Genomic DNA, 17,010 nt, shown 5'->3' on the forward strand with positions numbered 1-17,010 from the left:
ACTATTGGCTGAAAGCAACTGTTGTAGGTCAGCGCAACGGTTAAGGGTCTTCGCTGCTGATTCATTACTGCTACAGATTCACTGCGGTTACTGTTCAACGGGTCCAAAGAGGGAAGTGCGTTTCGCATAGAGGGCGGCGAAAATCCCGGCCATGCGGTCCAGGGTGGCGTCGCTATCCCCGTCGTCAACCCGGAAGCCGCCCGCTTCCAAGGGGAAAGTACGCACCGCATCCTTTACCCGTACATAGACGGTATCGTTTTCCACGAAGAAACCGGGGTTGCGACTGGTCTCAAAATCCTGCCGCAGGCTGAAGAGGGTCGGTTTGTCCGTATAGGGCCGACCGTCCCAGGGACAGAAGGTGGCGCAGTTGCCGCATTCGTTGCAGTAGGCGTCTAGGTGAACGATCTGAAAGCGGTTGCGGAATCCTATTGCGGAACCAAGATCGGTGCCTCCAATCGCCACGGCGATGTTGGCCCGGTTTGGGCAGACCTCGACACACTTATTGCAGACGCTGCTGCATTCGAGACAACGGCGATATTCCGTGTCACCCACGGCGGGATCCACCTCGGGGCCGGCTTCGACCGGCACATCCGATTGGGCGATGAGGCCCTGTTTTTTGGCGGTGATCGTTTTGACGGTCTCATCATCAACAGGGGAGGGGGTAAGGATTGCGCGTTTCCAGGCGGGATCTTCCGCCCGGCAGATGGCGTCGGCAGCCTTACGACCGTCTGCGATGCATTTGACGATGGAGGAGGGGCCCCGCGAAGCGTCGCCCACGAGGTAGACGCCGCCCAGGGCTGTGGCGCAGGTGGCCTTGTTCGTTTGCGCCGCGCCGGTTGCTGCTTCAACCAGACCCAACTGTGCGAGTAAGCCCATATCCACCGTTTCCCCGATGGCGGTGATCAGCGTATCCACCGAGAGCGCCCGTACCTCGTCTGTTTTTTCAGGGCGACGCCGGCCGCTGGCGTCAGGGGCGCCGAGCTTCATCACCCGGCAGAGGAGCTTGCCGTCGCTGTCAACGCCCTCCGGGTTCATTAAGAAAAGGAATTCCACGCCGTCGGCCAGGGCGAGTTCGTATTCCTCCCGGTAGGCCGGCATCTCTTTTTCCGTCCGCCGGTAGATGACAGTCGCCTTTTCCACGCCGGGAAGCTTTAAGGCCGTGCGGGCGGCGTCCATGGCCGTGTTGCCGGCGCCGACGACAGCCACCTGCTTGCCTAGGTTCAACGATACGGAGTCACGGTTGAACTGCTCCAGGAAAGCGAGGGCGGACATCATCAGGGGCAGGCTAGCCGAAACCCCACGGATGGGGAACTCCTTTTCCGCCCCGGCGCCGACGGCCACGACGACATAGGTATAGCCCATCGATTGCAGCGAAGCGGGTGTTAGCGAAGGCGAGGCGTTGAAGACAAACTTGACGCCATGTTCTTCGATGAAGCGGACATCGGCGTCGATCGCCTCGTCGCTGATGCGAAAGCGCGGGATGACGTGGCGCACGGTCCCGCCGGCTGATTCGCGCCGTTCATAGACGGTCACGTCGAAACCTTCCCGGGCTAAGAAGTAGGCCGAGGCCAATCCGGCGGGGCCGGCGCCCATGACGGCCACCTTGGCCGCCTGCCGCTTTGTCGGGGCAACCCATTTTTTCTTATATTCGGCAAAGCCTTTTTTCACAGCGATCCGTTTCATTTCCCGGATCAGCACACAGCCCTCATAGTCCAGGCGGGTGCAGTGGTACTGGCAGGCATGGTCGCAGATGTGGCCGGTGATCGACGGCAGGGCATTCTTCTCGTAGATCAGCGCCAGCGCCTCGGCGTAGCGTCGCTGCCCCACGAGGCGGATATAGGCGGGGATGTCCTGGTGGATCGGGCAGGCCGCTTGGCAGGGGGCCTCGGCGCAGTCGAAGAGGGGCAGTTCAGAGGGCACTGATGCCTTCGCGTCGCCGCGGAAGCTCTTTTTGAAGAAATCTGCGTCCAGGGCTTTGGCCGCGAGGGCTGCCACCTTCGCGGTGTCGATCTTGGGCTGCTCCCAGCCTTCGAGGGCCTCAAGCTTGGCGGCCATAGCGCTCATGCGGGCGTAACCGCCCGGCTTGAGCAACTCCGTCGCCGCCGTGATCGGGCGGATGCCGGTGGCGAAGACCTCCGCCACGTTATGCTCGCTGATCCCGGCGGAGAAGGAGATGGGCAATTCCCCAGCAAATTCGTCGCAGATTTTGGCGGCTAGGTTGATCGAGAGCGGAAAGAGCGCCCGGCCGGACATGTACATCTCGCCGCCGGGAAGGCTGTTCTTGAAGTTGACAGAACCGAGGGTGTTCGTCAGCTTGACGCCGAAGAAGCGACCATGGGCGGCGGCCAGGGCTTTCAGCCGCTTCAACATGGGGATGGCGTCTTTGTATTGCAGGTCATGGTCGAAGGATGCCGGGGAGAGAGCGACATAATCGAAGCCGAGGGTGTCCAGGATGGTCCGGACGACAGGATAGGTGAGCAGTGTGGGGTTTAACTTGACATAGGTCTCCAGTTTTTTCTCCGTCAGCATATAGGCGCAGATCTTTTCGATCTCTTCCGGCGGGCAACCGTGCATCGTCGAGAGGGTGACCGACTTGCAGATCTGCGGGGAGATCCGCTCCGGCAGCGATTGCAGCGCCGGGAGGCGGTGTTCCAGGCCGGTGCCGTTTAGGAAAGATCCTTCTTTCAGCAAATCGGACAGAGCCTTGAGCGTTTCCGTGAAAACGGGATGGCAGGAGGCATCCATCAAGCCATTTATGTAAGCGTCCATGCGCGGCGATTGGATACCGGCCAGATTGTAACCGACACTCATGTTGAAGATGAAAGAGCGCTCTTTCCCGATCCGCAGTTCGAACACTTCTTCGATCAGATGCAACAAAACCCAGGCTTTGATATATTCGGCGTACGCCTTTTCGACGGTGTACTCGGAGGACCACTCCGTATTGAACCCCTCGTCTTCGGCGTCGATGCAGGGCTTGTCGACGGGCGGCTCTTTTTCCTGCACCGTTTTCAATTCGATGAAACGGCTGCCGGCCAGGTAGGATGTGGCGATATTCTGGGCCAACTGGGTATGCGGCCCGGCCGCCGGTCCCAAGGGGGTCTCACAGGCTTCCCCGAAGAGACGAATTTGCTGATTCCCGCTTTTACGGAAAAAGTGGGCTTCCGGCAACGCAAAGACGGAACGATCTGCCGCGTATTCTTCGAAGGCTCGGCAAACCAGTTCTGTAAACGGAATCGGTCGCATGATGTCGCCCAAGGGGATTCCCTCCTTCAAAATTTGCGCCAATGATCTATTTATGTATGCAAAAATTATACCAAGATCATCGACTCCGGCGACAGGCGCAAATGAAAAAAGAGAAATCCTTTTTTCAAGTATGCCGTTGGCGCGTTTTTTGCATGGATCTTTGATTCGTAAGCAAGAAAGATCGCCCCCTTTGCGAGAGATCACGGATACATGGGATTGCTGCGGATTGTGGGAACCAGTGCAGGAAAAAAGGGCCTCCAGGTCTAATAGATAGGGATAATTCATCGTGCTCGTGATTGCAGGTTCGCAGATGGCCGCTGAACAGGCAATCGAATGGATGGGGTAGGAACAGGCCGAGCGGGGGTGAGAGGATGCACCGGTTGCGCGATATAGAAGAGACGGTCCAGCAGACGGCGGAAGCCATCGCCGAGGCGCTGATGATCGAGGTGGAGATCGCCGATCCCGATTTGGTGCGTGTCGCCGGCACCGGCCGCTACCGGGAGGGCCGCGGACGCGTCTTGGAGGACGGTTTCGTCTACCGGCACATCCTGCGAACCGGAGAGGCTGTGATCATCGACCAGCCGGGCCATCACGAACTCTGCCAGCCTTGTTTACGACGGGGTGATTGTTCCGAGACAGCCGAGGTGGCGGTGCCCATCAAAGTCAATGACGAGACGATCGGCGTCATCGGGCTGATCGGATTTGACGGGCAGCAGGGCAAGCGCCTGCTCGGCCGTCAGGACTCGCTTCTTCGCTTTTTGGAGAAGATGGCTGACCTGATCGCCGGAAAGACGGCGGAAAACGCGCAGAACCGGCAGAGAGAATCGCTCGTCCGCCAACTGGAAACGGTGCTCAATCTCCTCCACGACGGTATCCTCGTCGTGGGCGCCAATAAGGTGGTCACCCACCATAACGAGTTGGCCGCCTCGATGACCGATTTGACCGCTCATTCCCTCATCGCCCTGCCCCAGATCATGGACGACAAAAAGTTATGGAAGGCCGTCGAAAAGGGAAAGAGCTTCTCCGGCCAGGTGAAGGGGCGGCGGGTGGCGGCCCACTGGTACTGTGACGCCATGCCGATCATCCGGGAAGACGCCGTCGACGGCGCCATCATCATCTTGAAGGATGTTCAGGAGATCAAGCGTCTCGTCAACGACACGACGGTCAGCGACATCGCCACCGAGTTCTCACAGATCATCGGCAGCAGCGCCAAAATCCGTGAGCTCAAGTCCCTGGCCTGCAAAGTCGCGTCCAGCAATTCGACCTTGTTGATCCAGGGCGAGAGCGGGACCGGCAAGGAACTGCTGGCCCGGGCGATCCACCAGTCTAGCGGCCGCAGCCAAAACGCCTTTATCGCCATCAACTGCGGCGCCATTCCGGAGACGCTGCTGGAGAGCGAACTCTTCGGCTACGAGGAAGGCTCCTTCACAGGGGCGAAGCGGGGCGGCAAGCTCGGCAAGTTCGAGTTGGCCAACAACGGGACCCTCTTTCTCGACGAGATCGGTGACATGCCCCTGCACTTGCAGGTCAAGCTCCTGCGCGTCCTCCAGGAGCGGCGGGTCGAGCGGGTCGGCAGCGCCCGTTCCATCCCTGTCGATGTGCGCATCATCGCCGCCACGCACCGGAACCTGGAGAAGATGGTCGCCGCCGGGGAGTTTCGCGAGGATCTCTATTACCGCCTGAACGTGATCCCCTTGACCATCCCGCCTGTACGGGAGCGGCGGGAGGATATACCTCTGCTGATCGACCATTACCTGGAGCACTACTGCCAGGTGCTGAACAAGCAGGTGAACCGGTTGGCCACCGATGCGGCGTCGCTCTTGCACCGATATCCCTGGCCGGGAAACGTGCGGGAACTGGCAAACGTGGTCGAATACGCCGTCACCATGGCCACCGGCGGGTTGATCAGCCTGAAGGATCTGCCCAAACGGATCCGGACCGAAGAACCGGTAAAAGTCCAGGACGACTGCCTCAACCTGAAGGCGCTGGAGCGCGAAGCCATCACCAAAGCGTTGGAGGCCGCCGCTGTGGAGGGGTGCAAGGATGACGCCGCCAAGCGACTGGGGATCAGCCGGGCGACCTTGTATCGCAAGATTAAGGAATACGGCATCGCCGAACGCAAGGTCTTTTCCTGAGTTTTAAAGGGGAGACGGCTGTCTCATTGTGAGATGGGCGTACATAGCAATAGGTGTCGCTTGAGGGTTCGGTCAAAAGAAGATTTGCGCAATAGATTCGATAAGAGATTCGATGGGGCAAGGATTCTCCCGATGGGATTTCTTTCATTAGATTATCACGAGTGATGATGAAAATGGTTTTTCATATATAGAAAAAAGTCTTAATTTGAGACAGTAGTGATTGTCTCCCCAAGGTCATCTCATCCACCCTTTTAATATCTGCTGCAACAGAGTACACACAGAAGGAGGGAGCGCCCATGAAAAGCGTAGGCCGGAGCGTCACCCGCGTCGACGCCGTCGCCAAGGTGAAAGGCGCCGCGAGATATGTAGACGACCACTTCGTTCCCGGCATGCTCCATGCCAAGGTCTTTCGCAGCGCCATTGCCAACGGCTGGGTGAAGCGCATCGATGTCAGCAAGGCCAAGGCGCTGCCGGGCGTCGTTGCCGTCGTCACCTATGAGGATGTGCCCGATCACACCTTCCCGACGGCCGGCCACCCCTATTCGAAGAACCCTGCTCACCAGGACGTGGCCGACCGAAACCTGCTGACGCGGCGGGTGCGCCTTGTCGGCGACGAGATCGCCGCCGTGGTGGCCGTCGATGAACGGACGGCGCAAAAGGCGCTGACCCTCATTGAGGTGGAGTACGAAGAGTACGAGCCGCTACTGACGGCTGAGGCGGCGCTCAAGCCGGGCGCGCCGGAGATCCACGCCGGCACCGGCAACGTGCTGGGGCGGGGCGGCTACGAACTGGGCGATCTGGCCCAGGCCGTCGCTGAGTCGGATCAAGTCTTTTCTGATGATTTTACGACTCAGATGGTCGCCCACTGCGCCATGGAGAACTACAGCGCTTACGCTTATATGGAAGAAAACGGTCGCATCGTCATCGTCTCTTCCACCCAGATCCCCCATATCTGCCGGCGGATCGTCGGCCAGGCGCTCGGCATCCCCTGGGGGCGTGTCCGCGTGATTAAACCCTACATAGGCGGCGGCTTCGGCGGCAAACAGGACGCTGTCGTGGAACCGCTCACCGCTTTTCTTACCACCGTCGTCCACGGACGGCCCGTCAAGATGGAATTCACCCGCGAAGAGAGCTTCATCGCCTCCCGGGTGCGCCATCCCATCGCCTTTAAGATCAAGACAGGCGTCAAAAAAGACGGCACCCTGCTGGCGCGGGAGTTGGAGATCGTCTCCATCAACGGCGCTTACGCCTCTCACGGCCAATCCATCGCCAACAACGCCGGCACCAAGTACCGGCAACTATACCGGCAGCAGGCGATCAAGTGCAAGTCCACCTCGGTCTATACGAATATGCCCTCTGCCGGGGCCATGCGCGGCTACGGCATCCCCCAGGTCATGTTCGCTCTCGAGAGCCACATGGACGATGTAGCCCGTGAACTGGCGATCGACCCCGTTGATTTTCGCCTGAAAAACGTCATCAGCGCAGGCTACCAGGACCCGATCAGCGGCGTCAAGGTGCTCACCAGCGGGCTGGCCGAGTGCCTGCAAAAGGGCCGGGAACTGATTGGCTGGGACGCCAAAAAAGCGGACGCCAGCCGGCGGGAGGGGATGAAAAGGCGCGGTGTCGGAGCGGCCTGCTTTACCTACGCCTCGGGCACCCACCCGGTCGGGTTGGAGGTGGCCGGCGCGCGGATCGTCATGAATGAAGACGGCTCGGTTCAAATCCAGGTCGGCGCTACCGAGATCGGTCAGGGCAGCGATACCGTCTTCACCCAGATGGTGGCCGAAACGGTGGGCATCCCGACTTCGATGGTCCATATCCTCTCCGAACAGGATACAGACATCTCGCCTGTGGACCTGGGCTCCTACGCCTCCCGTCAGACCTACATCACCGGCATGGCCGTGCGCAAGGCCGCCGAAGAGATCAAGGCCAAGGTCCTCGATTACGCATGGGGAATGACCGACATCCCGGCCGGCGCCATGGACATCGTCGACGGCTGGCTCGTCTACAAGCACAACGGGGAAGGGATCCTGCCCATCGGCGAGGTGGCCCTCGACGCCCACACGAACACGGTCCATTGCCAGCCCTTTACAGCCGATGTCTCCAACAACGCCCGCGTCAACGCCTTCGCCTACGGCTGCACCTTCGTCGAGGTCGAGGTCGACCTGTTGACCGGCAAGGTCGAGGTCCTGGAGATCCATAACGTTCACGACTCGGGCAAGATCATCAATCCCCAACTGGCCGCCGGCCAGGTTCATGGCGGCGTCAGCATGGGGCTCGGCTACGCCCTCTACGAGCAGATGCTCTTCGACCCTAAGACCGGCAAGCCCCTCATCCACAACCTCCTGGACTACAAACTGATGACCGCCTTCGACACCCCCGAGATCGGCGCCCATTTCGTCGAGCCCTATGAGCCGACAGGTCCATACGGCAACAAGGCCTTGGGTGAGCCGCCGGCCATCACGCCGGCGCCTGCTATCCGCAACGCCATCCTCGACGCTACCGGCGTGGCCTTTAATGACCTGCCCCTCACACCCCAGCGCCTGATCGCCCGCTTCAAGGCCGAAGGGCTGATCGAATAGGAGGGATGACCATGTTCGACATCGCCCGATACGACGAAGCCCGTTCCATTGAGGAGGCTGTGGCGCTGCTGGCGGCCAATCCCGAGGCCCGGCTCATCGCCGGCGGCACCGATGTGCTGATCCGCATCCGCGAGGGCAAGCAGCCCGAGGCGCAGTTGGTCGGCATCCGCCATATCGCCGCGTTGACCCGCATCGAACGGAAGGATGACGGAATGCTTTCCATCGGCGCGGCAGCCACCTTTAGCCGCATCGCCTCCGACCCGCTGATCCGCCAATGCCTTCCCGTTCTGGCGGAAGCCGTCGACACCGTCGGCGGTCCCCAGATCCGCCGTGTCGCCACCATCGGCGGCAACGTCTGCAACGGCGCCACATCGGCCGACAGCGCATCGACCCTTTTCGCCCTTGACGCCGTCCTCCAGATCCAAGGGCCCGACGGCCTTCGTCAGACGCCGATCCGCGAGTTCTACCGTGGACCGGGTAAGGTCAATCTGGGCCAGGCGGAGGTGCTGACGGCGATCCTCGTCACGCCGGAAAGTTACGAGGGTTATGGCGGCCACTACATCAAGTACGCCATGCGTAAGGCCATGGATATCGCCACTCTGGGCTGTTCCGTCAACTGCAAGGTCGCCGATGGCAACATCCTGGCCGATGTGCGCCTCGCATTCGGCGTGGCTGCGCCGACACCGATCCGCTGCCCCGAGGCGGAAGGGGCCGTCAAAGGAAAAACTTTCAGCCCGGAAGTGGTGGAAGCCTTCGGCAACGCGGCGGCGGCGGAGATCAACCCGCGCACGTCCTGGCGAGCCTCCCGCGAATTCCGGCTCCACCTGGCCAAGGAACTGAGCAAACAGGCGCTGGTCAAGGCCTATCAACAGGCAGGGGGGATCATCCATGGCGCATAAACGAATCAACTGCACCATCAACGGCCAGAAACTCTCCCTGGAGGTCGAGGTGGGCGAATCCCTGCTCGAAATGCTACGCAGCCGCCTGCACCTGACGGGAACGAAAAAAGGCTGCGGCGTCGGCGAATGCGGCGCTTGCACCGTCCTGGTCGACGGAGAGGCCATCGATTCCTGCCTCTTTCTCGCCGTCTGGGCCGACGGCAAGGATATCCGCACCATCGAGGGCGAGGCCAAGGAAGGCCAATTGACGAAGGTGCAAGAAGCCTTCGTCGAGGAAGGCGCCGTCCAGTGCGGCTTTTGCACCCCCGGTTTCGTCATGTCTGTGACGGCGCTCGCCGAAAAGGGGTGCAACTGCGACCGGGAGGGGCTGAAAAAGGAACTCTCCGGCCACATGTGCCGTTGCACCGGTTATCACAACATCATCAACGCGGCGGAAAAGGCGATGGGGGAGAAGTAAAAGGATCCAGCCGCCTGTCGTCAGCAAAAATCAGCAGCGCCGGCGGCGCAAGCAGGCCCGCTGTAAGCACAAACGCGGTCCATCCTGTTCGGCCTCCCGGACAGTGGATATACATAATCGGGTAATAAGGAGATGCAGGTGTTGGAGAACAAGTTTGCCGAGGTCCTGAAACTGGCCGAGAAGTACAAACCGGACATGTCGCGGTTCCTGCGGGATCTGATCGCCATCCCCAGCGAGAGTTGCGACGAGCAGAAGGTCGTGCTTCGCATCAAGGAGGAAATGGAGAAGGTGGGTTTTGACAAGGTCGAGATCGACCCCATGGGCAACATCCTGGGGTATATCGGCCGTGGCAAACACCTGATCGCCATGGATGCGCACATCGACACGGTCGGCGTCGGCAACCCGGAAAACTGGCAGTACGACCCCTATATCGGCTATGAAGACGATGAGATCATCATCGGCCGGGGCGCCAGCGACCAGACTGGCGGCATGGTATCCATGGTCTACGCCGGCAAGATCATCAAGGACCTGGGCCTGGAAGACGATTACACCCTCGTCATCGTCGGTTCCGTCCAGGAAGAGGACTGTGACGGCCTCTGTTGGCAGTACATCATCAACGAAGACAAGCTCCGTCCCGAGTTCGTCGTCATCACCGAGCCGACCGACGGCAAGATTTATCGCGGCCAGCGGGGCCGCATGGAGATTAAGGTGACCACCAAGGGCGTCAGTTGCCACGGTTCAGCGCCGGAGCGGGGCGACAACGCCATCTACAAGATGGCCGACATCCTGAAGGAACTGCGGGCGCTTCATGAAAACCTGCAAGACCATCCCTTCCTGGGCAAGGGCAGCCTCACCGTCTCCGAAATCTTCCACACCTCGCCGTCGCGCTGCGCCGTCGCCGACAGTTGCTGGATCTCTATCGACCGCCGCCTCACCGCCGGGGAAGACGCCGAACTGGCCTTAAACCAGATCCGCAACCTTCCCGCCGTGAAGGCCGCCGGCGCCGTCGTCGAGATGTACACCTATGAACGGCCGGCCTACACCGGACTGGTTTACCCGACGGACGCCTACTTCCCGACCTGGCTGATTGAAGACGGCCACCCCGTTTGCTATACCCTCGAAGACGCCTACAAAGGGCTCTTCCAGACCGAACCAGTCGTAGACAAGTGGACCTTCTCCACCAACGGCGTCTCCATCATGGGCCGCTACGGCATCCCCTGCATCGGCTTTGGCCCCGGCCACGAAGACCAGGCCCACGCGCCGAACGAACGGACCTGGAAAAAGGAACTGGTTATGGCGGCGGCCATGTACGCTGTGATCCCCTCCATCTATGTTTCGAAGTACGCGGCACAGATGCCGGAGGATACGAAGAACCTGGTGGAATAAAACAAAATAAGTAGGAGGATTCTCAATGCAAACGATTTTCCGCGGCCGCCACTTCATTGATCTCGAAGAATTCACCAAAGAAGAAGTCGACACCATGCTGGAGGTCTCCTTTGACCTCAAGAAAAAATTCGCCATGGGCGTGCCCACGCCGTATCTGCTCCACCAGTCCATGTTCCTGATGTTCTTTGAGCAGTCAACCCGGACCCGCAACTCCATGGAAGCCGGATTTGCCCAACTGGGCGGCCACGCCGGATTCCTCGACTCCAGCAGCATGCAGATCGCCCATGGCGAAAGCGCCAAGGACACGGCCATCATCCTGTCCCGTTTCGGCCACGCCATCGCCTGCCGTTACTGCAACTGGGGCTACGGCAACAAGTACCTGACCGAGATGGCCAAATGGTCCAGGGTCCCCATCATGAACCTCCAGTGCGACCTCTACCACCCCTTCCAGGCGCTGGCCGACCTGATGACGATGAAAGAAAAGATCGGCGACCTGAAACGGACAAAGGTCTCCATCATCTGGGCCTACGCCGAGAGCCACAAGAAGCCCATCTCCGTTCCCGTCTCCCAGCTTCTGCTCTTCCCGCGCTACGGCATGGACGTCTGCCTCGCCCATCCGAAGGGCTGGGAACTGCCCGACTGGGTCATCGAAAAAGCGAAAGCGAACGCGGCCAAGTTCGGCGGCACCGTGACCGTCACGAACAACGAAGAGGAAGCTTACGAAAACGCCCATATCGTCATCCCGAAAAACTGGGGATCCTGGGTCAATGACCAGACAGGCGCTTCCATCGCCGGCGCCACCAAGGTTGTCGACGAAAAACTGATGGCCCAGAAGTCCTGGAAGTGCACCGAAGCGAAGATGGCCACCGCCGACAAGGATGTCATGTACATGCACGCCCTCCCGGCTGACCGCAACAATGAAGTGGAAGACTCCGTCATTGACGGTCCCCACTCCATCGTCTTCGATGAAGCCGAAAACCGCCTCCACACCGCCAAAGCCGTCATGACTTTGTTGATGGGTGGTCGTTAACATTGAAGGAACTGGTCGTCGTAGCCATCGGCGGCAACTCGCTCATCATCGATAACAGCAAAACCTCTGTGGAGGACCAGTATGCCGCTGTCTGTGAAACGGCCAAACATATCGCCGGGATCATTGAGCAGGGTTATGAGGTGATCATCACCCACGGCAACGGTCCGCAGGTCGGATTCATCCTCCGGCGCTCCGAGATCGCCAGCGAGGTGGCCGGCATGCACCACGTGCCCCTGGTCAGTTGCGGCGCCGACACGCAGGGGGCCATCGGCTACCAGATCCAGCAGGCCATGGACAATGAGTTCAAAAAGCGCGGGATGGCCAAAGAGGCCGTCACCGTCATCACCCAGGTGGCCGTATCCCCCGACGACCCGGCTTTTCAAAAACCCTCTAAACCGATCGGCTCTTTCTACTCGGAAGCCCAGGCCGAAAACCTGAAAAAAGCCCACCCCGACTGGGTGCTGGTCAACGACGCCGGGCGCGGTTACCGCCGACTCGTTCCATCACCGTTGCCCCAGGAGATCATCGAAAAAGATGTGATCCTCCTGCTCGTCAGTCAGGGCTACTGTGTGATCGGCGTCGGAGGCGGCGGCATTCCCGTCATCACCCAGGAAGACGGCTCGCGAAAAGGGATCGACGCCGTTATCGACAAGGATTTTGCCTCCAGCCTCCTGGCAACCGACATCGGCGCCGACATCCTGATCATCTCGACAGCCGTCCCGAAGGTGTGCCTGAACTACGGCACGCCGGAGCAGAAGTCCCTTGACAGGGTGACCCTGGCGGAACTGAAGCAGTATGTTGCCGAAAACCACTTCGCCCCCGGCAGCATGCTGCCGAAGGTGCAGGCCGTCATCTCCTTCCTCGAAGGGGGCGGCAAAAAAGCGATCATCACCAACCCGGAATCGCTGGAAGAGGCCGTCGCCGGGCGGACGGGGACGCACATCTATCCCTGAACATAGATGGGCATTTCTTGACGCATTACGCATGCTCTTACGTTCGGCATTCGCTTGGCATCTACTTGTTATCTACCCAAGTCTACGTAACGGTTACTTGGCCTCTAGTCGGCTATTCGGAAATGTCACTCGAGATTGCGCGCTCTGTCCCTCCGCCGCCCAGCCTTCACCCGGCTAGGCGGCGGAGGCGAAGCCGCGCAATCTTATCCATTTCACCGGGGGAGGTGACCGCCTTGGGCACCCTGTTGCGCGGCGGCATGATTGTGACTGCCACAGAGAGCCGCCTGGCCGACCTGCGGATCGAAGGGGAACGGATCGCCGCCATCGGCGAAAACCTGGAAAGGCAGCTTGGCGATAGAGTCATCGATGTGACCGGCGCCTTGATCTTCCCAGGCGGCGTCGACGCCCACACCCATTTTGATCTCCCTGTCGGCGACTTCGCCACCGCCGATGACTTCGCCAGTGGCAGCCGGGCCGCCCTGTTCGGTGGGACCACGACGGTCATCGATTTTGCCACCCAGTTTCGCGGCGAAAACCTTATGGCCGCCCTGGAGAACTGGCACGAACGGGCGCGAGGCAAGTGCCTCTGCGACTATGGTTTTCACATGGCCATCACCGATTGGCGTGAGAAAACGCCTGACGAAATGACGATTCTCGTCCGGGAAAAGGGAGTTTCTTCCTTTAAACTGTACATGGCCTACAAGCATGTCCTCCAGGTCGACGACGGCATCCTCTTCCAAGCTTTGCGCCAGGCGCGAGAGATCGGCGCTCTCGTGGGGCTGCACTGTGAGAACGGCGATGTCATCGATGTGCTCGTCCACGAATTCCGACAACAGGGAAAAAAAGCCCCCCGGTTTCATCCCCAGAGCCGGCTGCCGGCTGTTGAAACGGAAGCGGTGACCCGTGCCATTGCTCTGGCCCGGATGGCGAAAGCCCCCCTGTACATTGTCCACCTTTCAGCCCAGGGATCCCTGGATGCCGCCGAAGCCGCCCGCCGGCAGGGAGTGCCTGTCTATGTGGAGACCTGCCCCCAGTACCTGATGCTTGATGAGAGCCGCTATGGCAGTGACGACAAATGCTCCGGCAGCGACCCTTTCGAGGGCGCCAAGTACGTCATCTCGCCGCCCCTGCGCCCAAAAGAACACAACGATGCCCTCTGGTCCGGCCTGGCAAGGGGCGCCATCGACACAGTAGCCACCGATCACTGCTCCTTTTTTTATCGAGGCCAAAAGGACAAAGGCCGCGACGACTTCAGCCGGATCCCCAACGGCATGCCGGGCGTCGAGCATCGCATGGGTCTGCTCTATACCTATGGCGTCACAACCGGACGCATCAGCCTGAATCAGTTCGTCTCTCTTACCGCCACTCGGCCAGCCCAATTGTTCGGAATATTCCCCCGCAAAGGGACGCTCGCCGTTGGCTCTGACGCCGACATCGTTGTCTGGGATCCCACGAGCGATATGGAAATTACCAACGAGAACCATCACTACCGGCTCGACTACAACCCCTACGCGGGATTCCGGCAGGCCGGCCGCCCAGCCCATGTGTTTCTCCGGGGCCGTCCTATCGTCCGCTACGGCGAACTGATCGACGCCACCCCGGGAGGCCGGTATCTCTTCCGTGAATCCTCGCGAATCCTGTAACGAGAAGGGGATACGCCATGCATAAACTGAAGGTCAACGGCGTGATCCATCATGTCGAAGGCGGCGAATCAAATCTCCTGGACTTTTTGCGCGATGAACTCCAGATTACATCTATGAAAAACGGCTGTGGCGAGGGCGCTTGCGGCGCCTGCATGGTCCTCGTCGACGGCAAGGCCATGCGGGCTTGCCTCTTCACTATCGCCAAAGTGGACAGCAAATCGATCGTCACAGTGGAAGGGCTCTCCTACCGGGAAAAAGAAGCCTACGCTTGGGCTTTTGCCGAAGCGGGCGCCGTCCAGTGCGGCTTCTGCATCCCCGGCATGGTGATCAGCACCAAGGCGCTCCTGGATAAAAACCCGCAACCGTCAAAGCGGGAGATCAAAGAAGCCATCCGCGGCAACATCTGCCGCTGCACCGGCTATGTGAAGATTGAAAAAGCGATTGCCCTGGCAGCCGCAGTGCTGCGCGGTGATTTGAACATACCGATGACCGATAACCGGTTGGGTGTCGGCATCAGCGTCCACCGTGTCGACGCCCGAGAAAAGACGTTGGGAACCGGTGAGTACGTCGATGACATGCAGGTCGAGGGGATGCTTTACGGCGCTGTCCTGCGTCCGAAAGCCGCCCGCTTGCTGATCAAAAAGATCGACATCTCTGCGGCAAAAGCGCTCCCCGGCGTGGAAGCGGTGCTTACCGCAAAAGATATCCCCGGACAGCGCCATTGGGGCTTTATCGCCAAAGACTGGCCGGCCCTCGTTGCCGAAGGGGAGGAAACGCGCTACATCGGCGACGCTCTGGCCATTGTCGCCGCCCGCACGCGCCGGATCGCCCGGGAAGCGGTCAAAGCGATCTGTGTGGAATACGAAGAACTCGAACCAATCGTCACGACGGGGGCGGCGCTGTCCGAGGGCGCGCCGTCGCTCCACCCGAAGGGAAACCTGCTCTCCAAAACCCATGTCCGGCGCGGCAACCCCGAATCCGCTCTTGCCCGGTCGGCCCATGTGGTTACCCATCGCTACACCACCCCGGCGACAGAGCACGCCTTTTTGGAGCCCGAGAGCGCCCTGGCCGTTCCGGGCGCGGACGGCGAACTGACGGTGTATGTGGGGACCCAGAGCGTCTACAAGGATCAACAGGGGATTATGACCATCCTTGGCCTGCCGGCGGAGAAGGTGCGGGTGATCGCCAAGCTGATCGGCGGCGGATTCGGCGGCAAGGAGGACCTGTCGGTCCAGCACCATGCCGCGTTGCTGGCCTATGCCACGAAAAAACCGGTCAAACTCACCTTGACCCGCCAGGAGAGCATCCACGTCCACCCCAAGCGACATGCCATGGAATTGGAAATCACCACGGGCTGTGACGCCGAGGGTAATCTGACGGCTATCGTGGCCCGCATTGTCGCCGACACGGGCGCTTACGCCTCCCTCGGGCCGGCGGTATTAGAGCGGGCTTGCACCCATGTGGCCGGACCCTACCATGTGCCCAACGCCGACATCACCGGTCTTTGCGTCTATACGAACAACCCGCCGGCCGGCGCCTTCCGGGGCTTCGGTGTCCCCCAGGCCGCCTTCGCCTGTGAAGGCAACATGGACCTGTTGACCGAAAAAGCAGGGATCTCCCCGTGGGAATTCCGGTTTAGAAACGCCTTGACGCCGGGAATGGTCAACGCCACCGGGCAAATCGCCGACGAAGGAACGGCCATCAAGGAGACCCTGCTGGCTGTCCGAGATGCCTATGAATCCCATCCCTACGCCGGCATCGCCTGCGCCATGAAAAACACCGGCATCGGCGTCGGCCTACCCGACATCGGCAGGGTGAAGCTGCGCGTCAAGGACGGTGTGGTGCGCATCCTGACGAGCGCCGCCTGCATCGGCCAGGGCATGGCCACCATCGTATCGCAGATCGTCGCCGAGGTGACGGGCCTGCCGATCGAGCGCCTGACAGTGGCCCTGCCTGAAACGGGGGTCACACCCGACGCCGGGACGACAACCGCCTCCCGGCAGACCTTGTTCACCGGCGAGGCTGCCCGCCAGGCCGCCTTGGCGTTACTGGAGGCGCTGAACGAGACGGAAAGGGACGGCGCGCTGGAGTCATCGGAAGCATTAGGAGCAATAGAAGCATTAGAGGCATTAGAGGGCCGGGAGTTCTCCGGCGAGTATCATGGGATCACCGACCCGCTCAATTCGCCGAAAGCCAATCCGGTCAACCATGTGGCCTATAGCTACGCCACCCATGTGGTCCTGCTCGATGAGCAGGGGCGGGTGTCCAAGGTTGTCGCTGCACACGATGTGGGCCGGGCCATCAACCCGAAGGCGATCGAAGGCCAGATCGAGGGCGCCGTCGCCATGGGCCTCGGGTTCGCCCTCCGTGAAAAGTTCCCCCTCAAAGGCGGCGTGCCGCAGGTGAAGTTCGGGACGTTAGGCCTGTTCAGATCTACGGATATGCCGGAAATCGAAACGATCATCGTCGAGAAAAACCCCTCGCCCTTGGCTTTTGGCGCGAAAGGGGTAGGGGAGATCGCCACCATTCCCGTGGCGCCGGCCGTCGCTTCGGCCTACTACCGGTTTGACCGGCAGAAGCGGTTCGACCTGCCATTGAAAGGGACGCCCTATGACAAGGGATAGCGGGCAGAAGGGCGGCCGGTAGTGGGCGTATTCCGCAATAGAGCATATGAGATCCTCA

10 protein-coding genes are annotated in these 17,010 nt (G+C 60.5%); 9 read left to right on the top strand and 1 reads right to left on the bottom strand.

Annotation, left to right across the window (positions count from 1 at the left end):
* Positions 1-87: 87 nt before the first annotated feature.
* The gene (ygfK, locus tag GTO91_RS10015; RefSeq protein WP_161258575.1) at positions 88-3,255 is read right to left on the bottom strand and encodes a putative selenate reductase subunit YgfK; all 3,168 of its coding nucleotides are present in this window, start codon (positions 3,253-3,255) and stop codon (positions 88-90) included.
* Positions 3,256-3,614: 359 nt separating this feature from the next.
* On the opposite strand from ygfK, the gene GTO91_RS10020 reads away from it, so the two are divergent.
* From GTO91_RS10020 to xdh, 9 genes are all read left to right on the top strand, one after another.
* Complete coding sequence (locus GTO91_RS10020) at positions 3,615-5,378, top strand: sigma-54-dependent Fis family transcriptional regulator (protein ID WP_161258577.1); 1,764 nt, start codon at positions 3,615-3,617, stop codon at positions 5,376-5,378.
* Between the two features lie 296 nt (positions 5,379-5,674).
* A complete protein-coding gene (gene xdhA, locus GTO91_RS10025; RefSeq protein ID WP_161258578.1) occupies positions 5,675-7,960 on the top strand; it encodes a xanthine dehydrogenase molybdenum-binding subunit XdhA in 2,286 nt (761 codons plus the stop codon).
* An 11-nt stretch (positions 7,961-7,971) separates the two neighbouring features.
* Entirely contained in the window at positions 7,972-8,859 is an 888-nt protein-coding gene (gene xdhB / locus GTO91_RS10030; protein WP_161258579.1) for a xanthine dehydrogenase subunit XdhB, read from the top strand.
* Positions 8,849-9,316 (top strand): xanthine dehydrogenase subunit XdhC, encoded by a 468-nt coding sequence (xdhC, locus tag GTO91_RS10035; RefSeq protein WP_161258580.1) that lies wholly within the window; start codon positions 8,849-8,851, stop codon positions 9,314-9,316. Before xdhB ends, xdhC begins: the two co-directional genes overlap by 11 nt.
* 141 nt (positions 9,317-9,457) lie before the next feature.
* On the top strand, positions 9,458-10,702 hold the full coding sequence (locus GTO91_RS10040; RefSeq protein ID WP_207709003.1) for a YgeY family selenium metabolism-linked hydrolase: 1,245 nt from the start codon (positions 9,458-9,460) through the stop codon (positions 10,700-10,702).
* Positions 10,703-10,727: 25 nt separating this feature from the next.
* Positions 10,728-11,732 carry an ornithine carbamoyltransferase gene (locus tag GTO91_RS10045; protein WP_161258582.1) on the top strand — a complete coding sequence of 335 codons (1,005 nt, stop codon included), beginning with the start codon at positions 10,728-10,730 and terminating at the stop codon, positions 11,730-11,732.
* Between the two features lie 2 nt (positions 11,733-11,734).
* Complete coding sequence (arcC, locus tag GTO91_RS10050; protein ID WP_161258583.1) at positions 11,735-12,685, top strand: carbamate kinase; 951 nt, start codon at positions 11,735-11,737, stop codon at positions 12,683-12,685.
* 233 nt (positions 12,686-12,918) lie between these two features.
* Positions 12,919-14,328: a dihydropyrimidinase gene (hydA, locus tag GTO91_RS10055; protein WP_161258584.1), complete on the top strand. Its 1,410-nt coding sequence runs from the start codon at positions 12,919-12,921 to the stop codon at positions 14,326-14,328.
* A 17-nt stretch (positions 14,329-14,345) separates the two neighbouring features.
* On the top strand, positions 14,346-16,952 hold the full coding sequence (gene xdh / locus GTO91_RS10060) for a selenium-dependent xanthine dehydrogenase (RefSeq protein WP_161258585.1): 2,607 nt from the start codon (positions 14,346-14,348) through the stop codon (positions 16,950-16,952).
* The last annotated feature ends 58 nt before the right edge of the window (positions 16,953-17,010 follow it).

Source organism: Heliomicrobium undosum (assembly GCF_009877425.1).
Taxonomy (GTDB): Bacteria; Bacillota; Desulfitobacteriia; order Heliobacteriales; family Heliobacteriaceae; genus Heliomicrobium; species Heliomicrobium undosum.

Coding starts and splice junctions, on each gene's coding strand:
- xdhB (WP_161258579.1), top strand. CDS start 7,972: ATGTTCGACATCGCCCGATACGACGAAGCCCGTTCCATTGAGGAGGCT.
- GTO91_RS10020 (WP_161258577.1), top strand. CDS start 3,615: ATGCACCGGTTGCGCGATATAGAAGAGACGGTCCAGCAGACGGCGGAA.
- xdhC (WP_161258580.1), top strand. CDS start 8,849: ATGGCGCATAAACGAATCAACTGCACCATCAACGGCCAGAAACTCTCC.
- xdh (WP_161258585.1), top strand. CDS start 14,346: ATGCATAAACTGAAGGTCAACGGCGTGATCCATCATGTCGAAGGCGGC.
- GTO91_RS10045 (WP_161258582.1), top strand. CDS start 10,728: ATGCAAACGATTTTCCGCGGCCGCCACTTCATTGATCTCGAAGAATTC.
- xdhA (WP_161258578.1), top strand. CDS start 5,675: ATGAAAAGCGTAGGCCGGAGCGTCACCCGCGTCGACGCCGTCGCCAAG.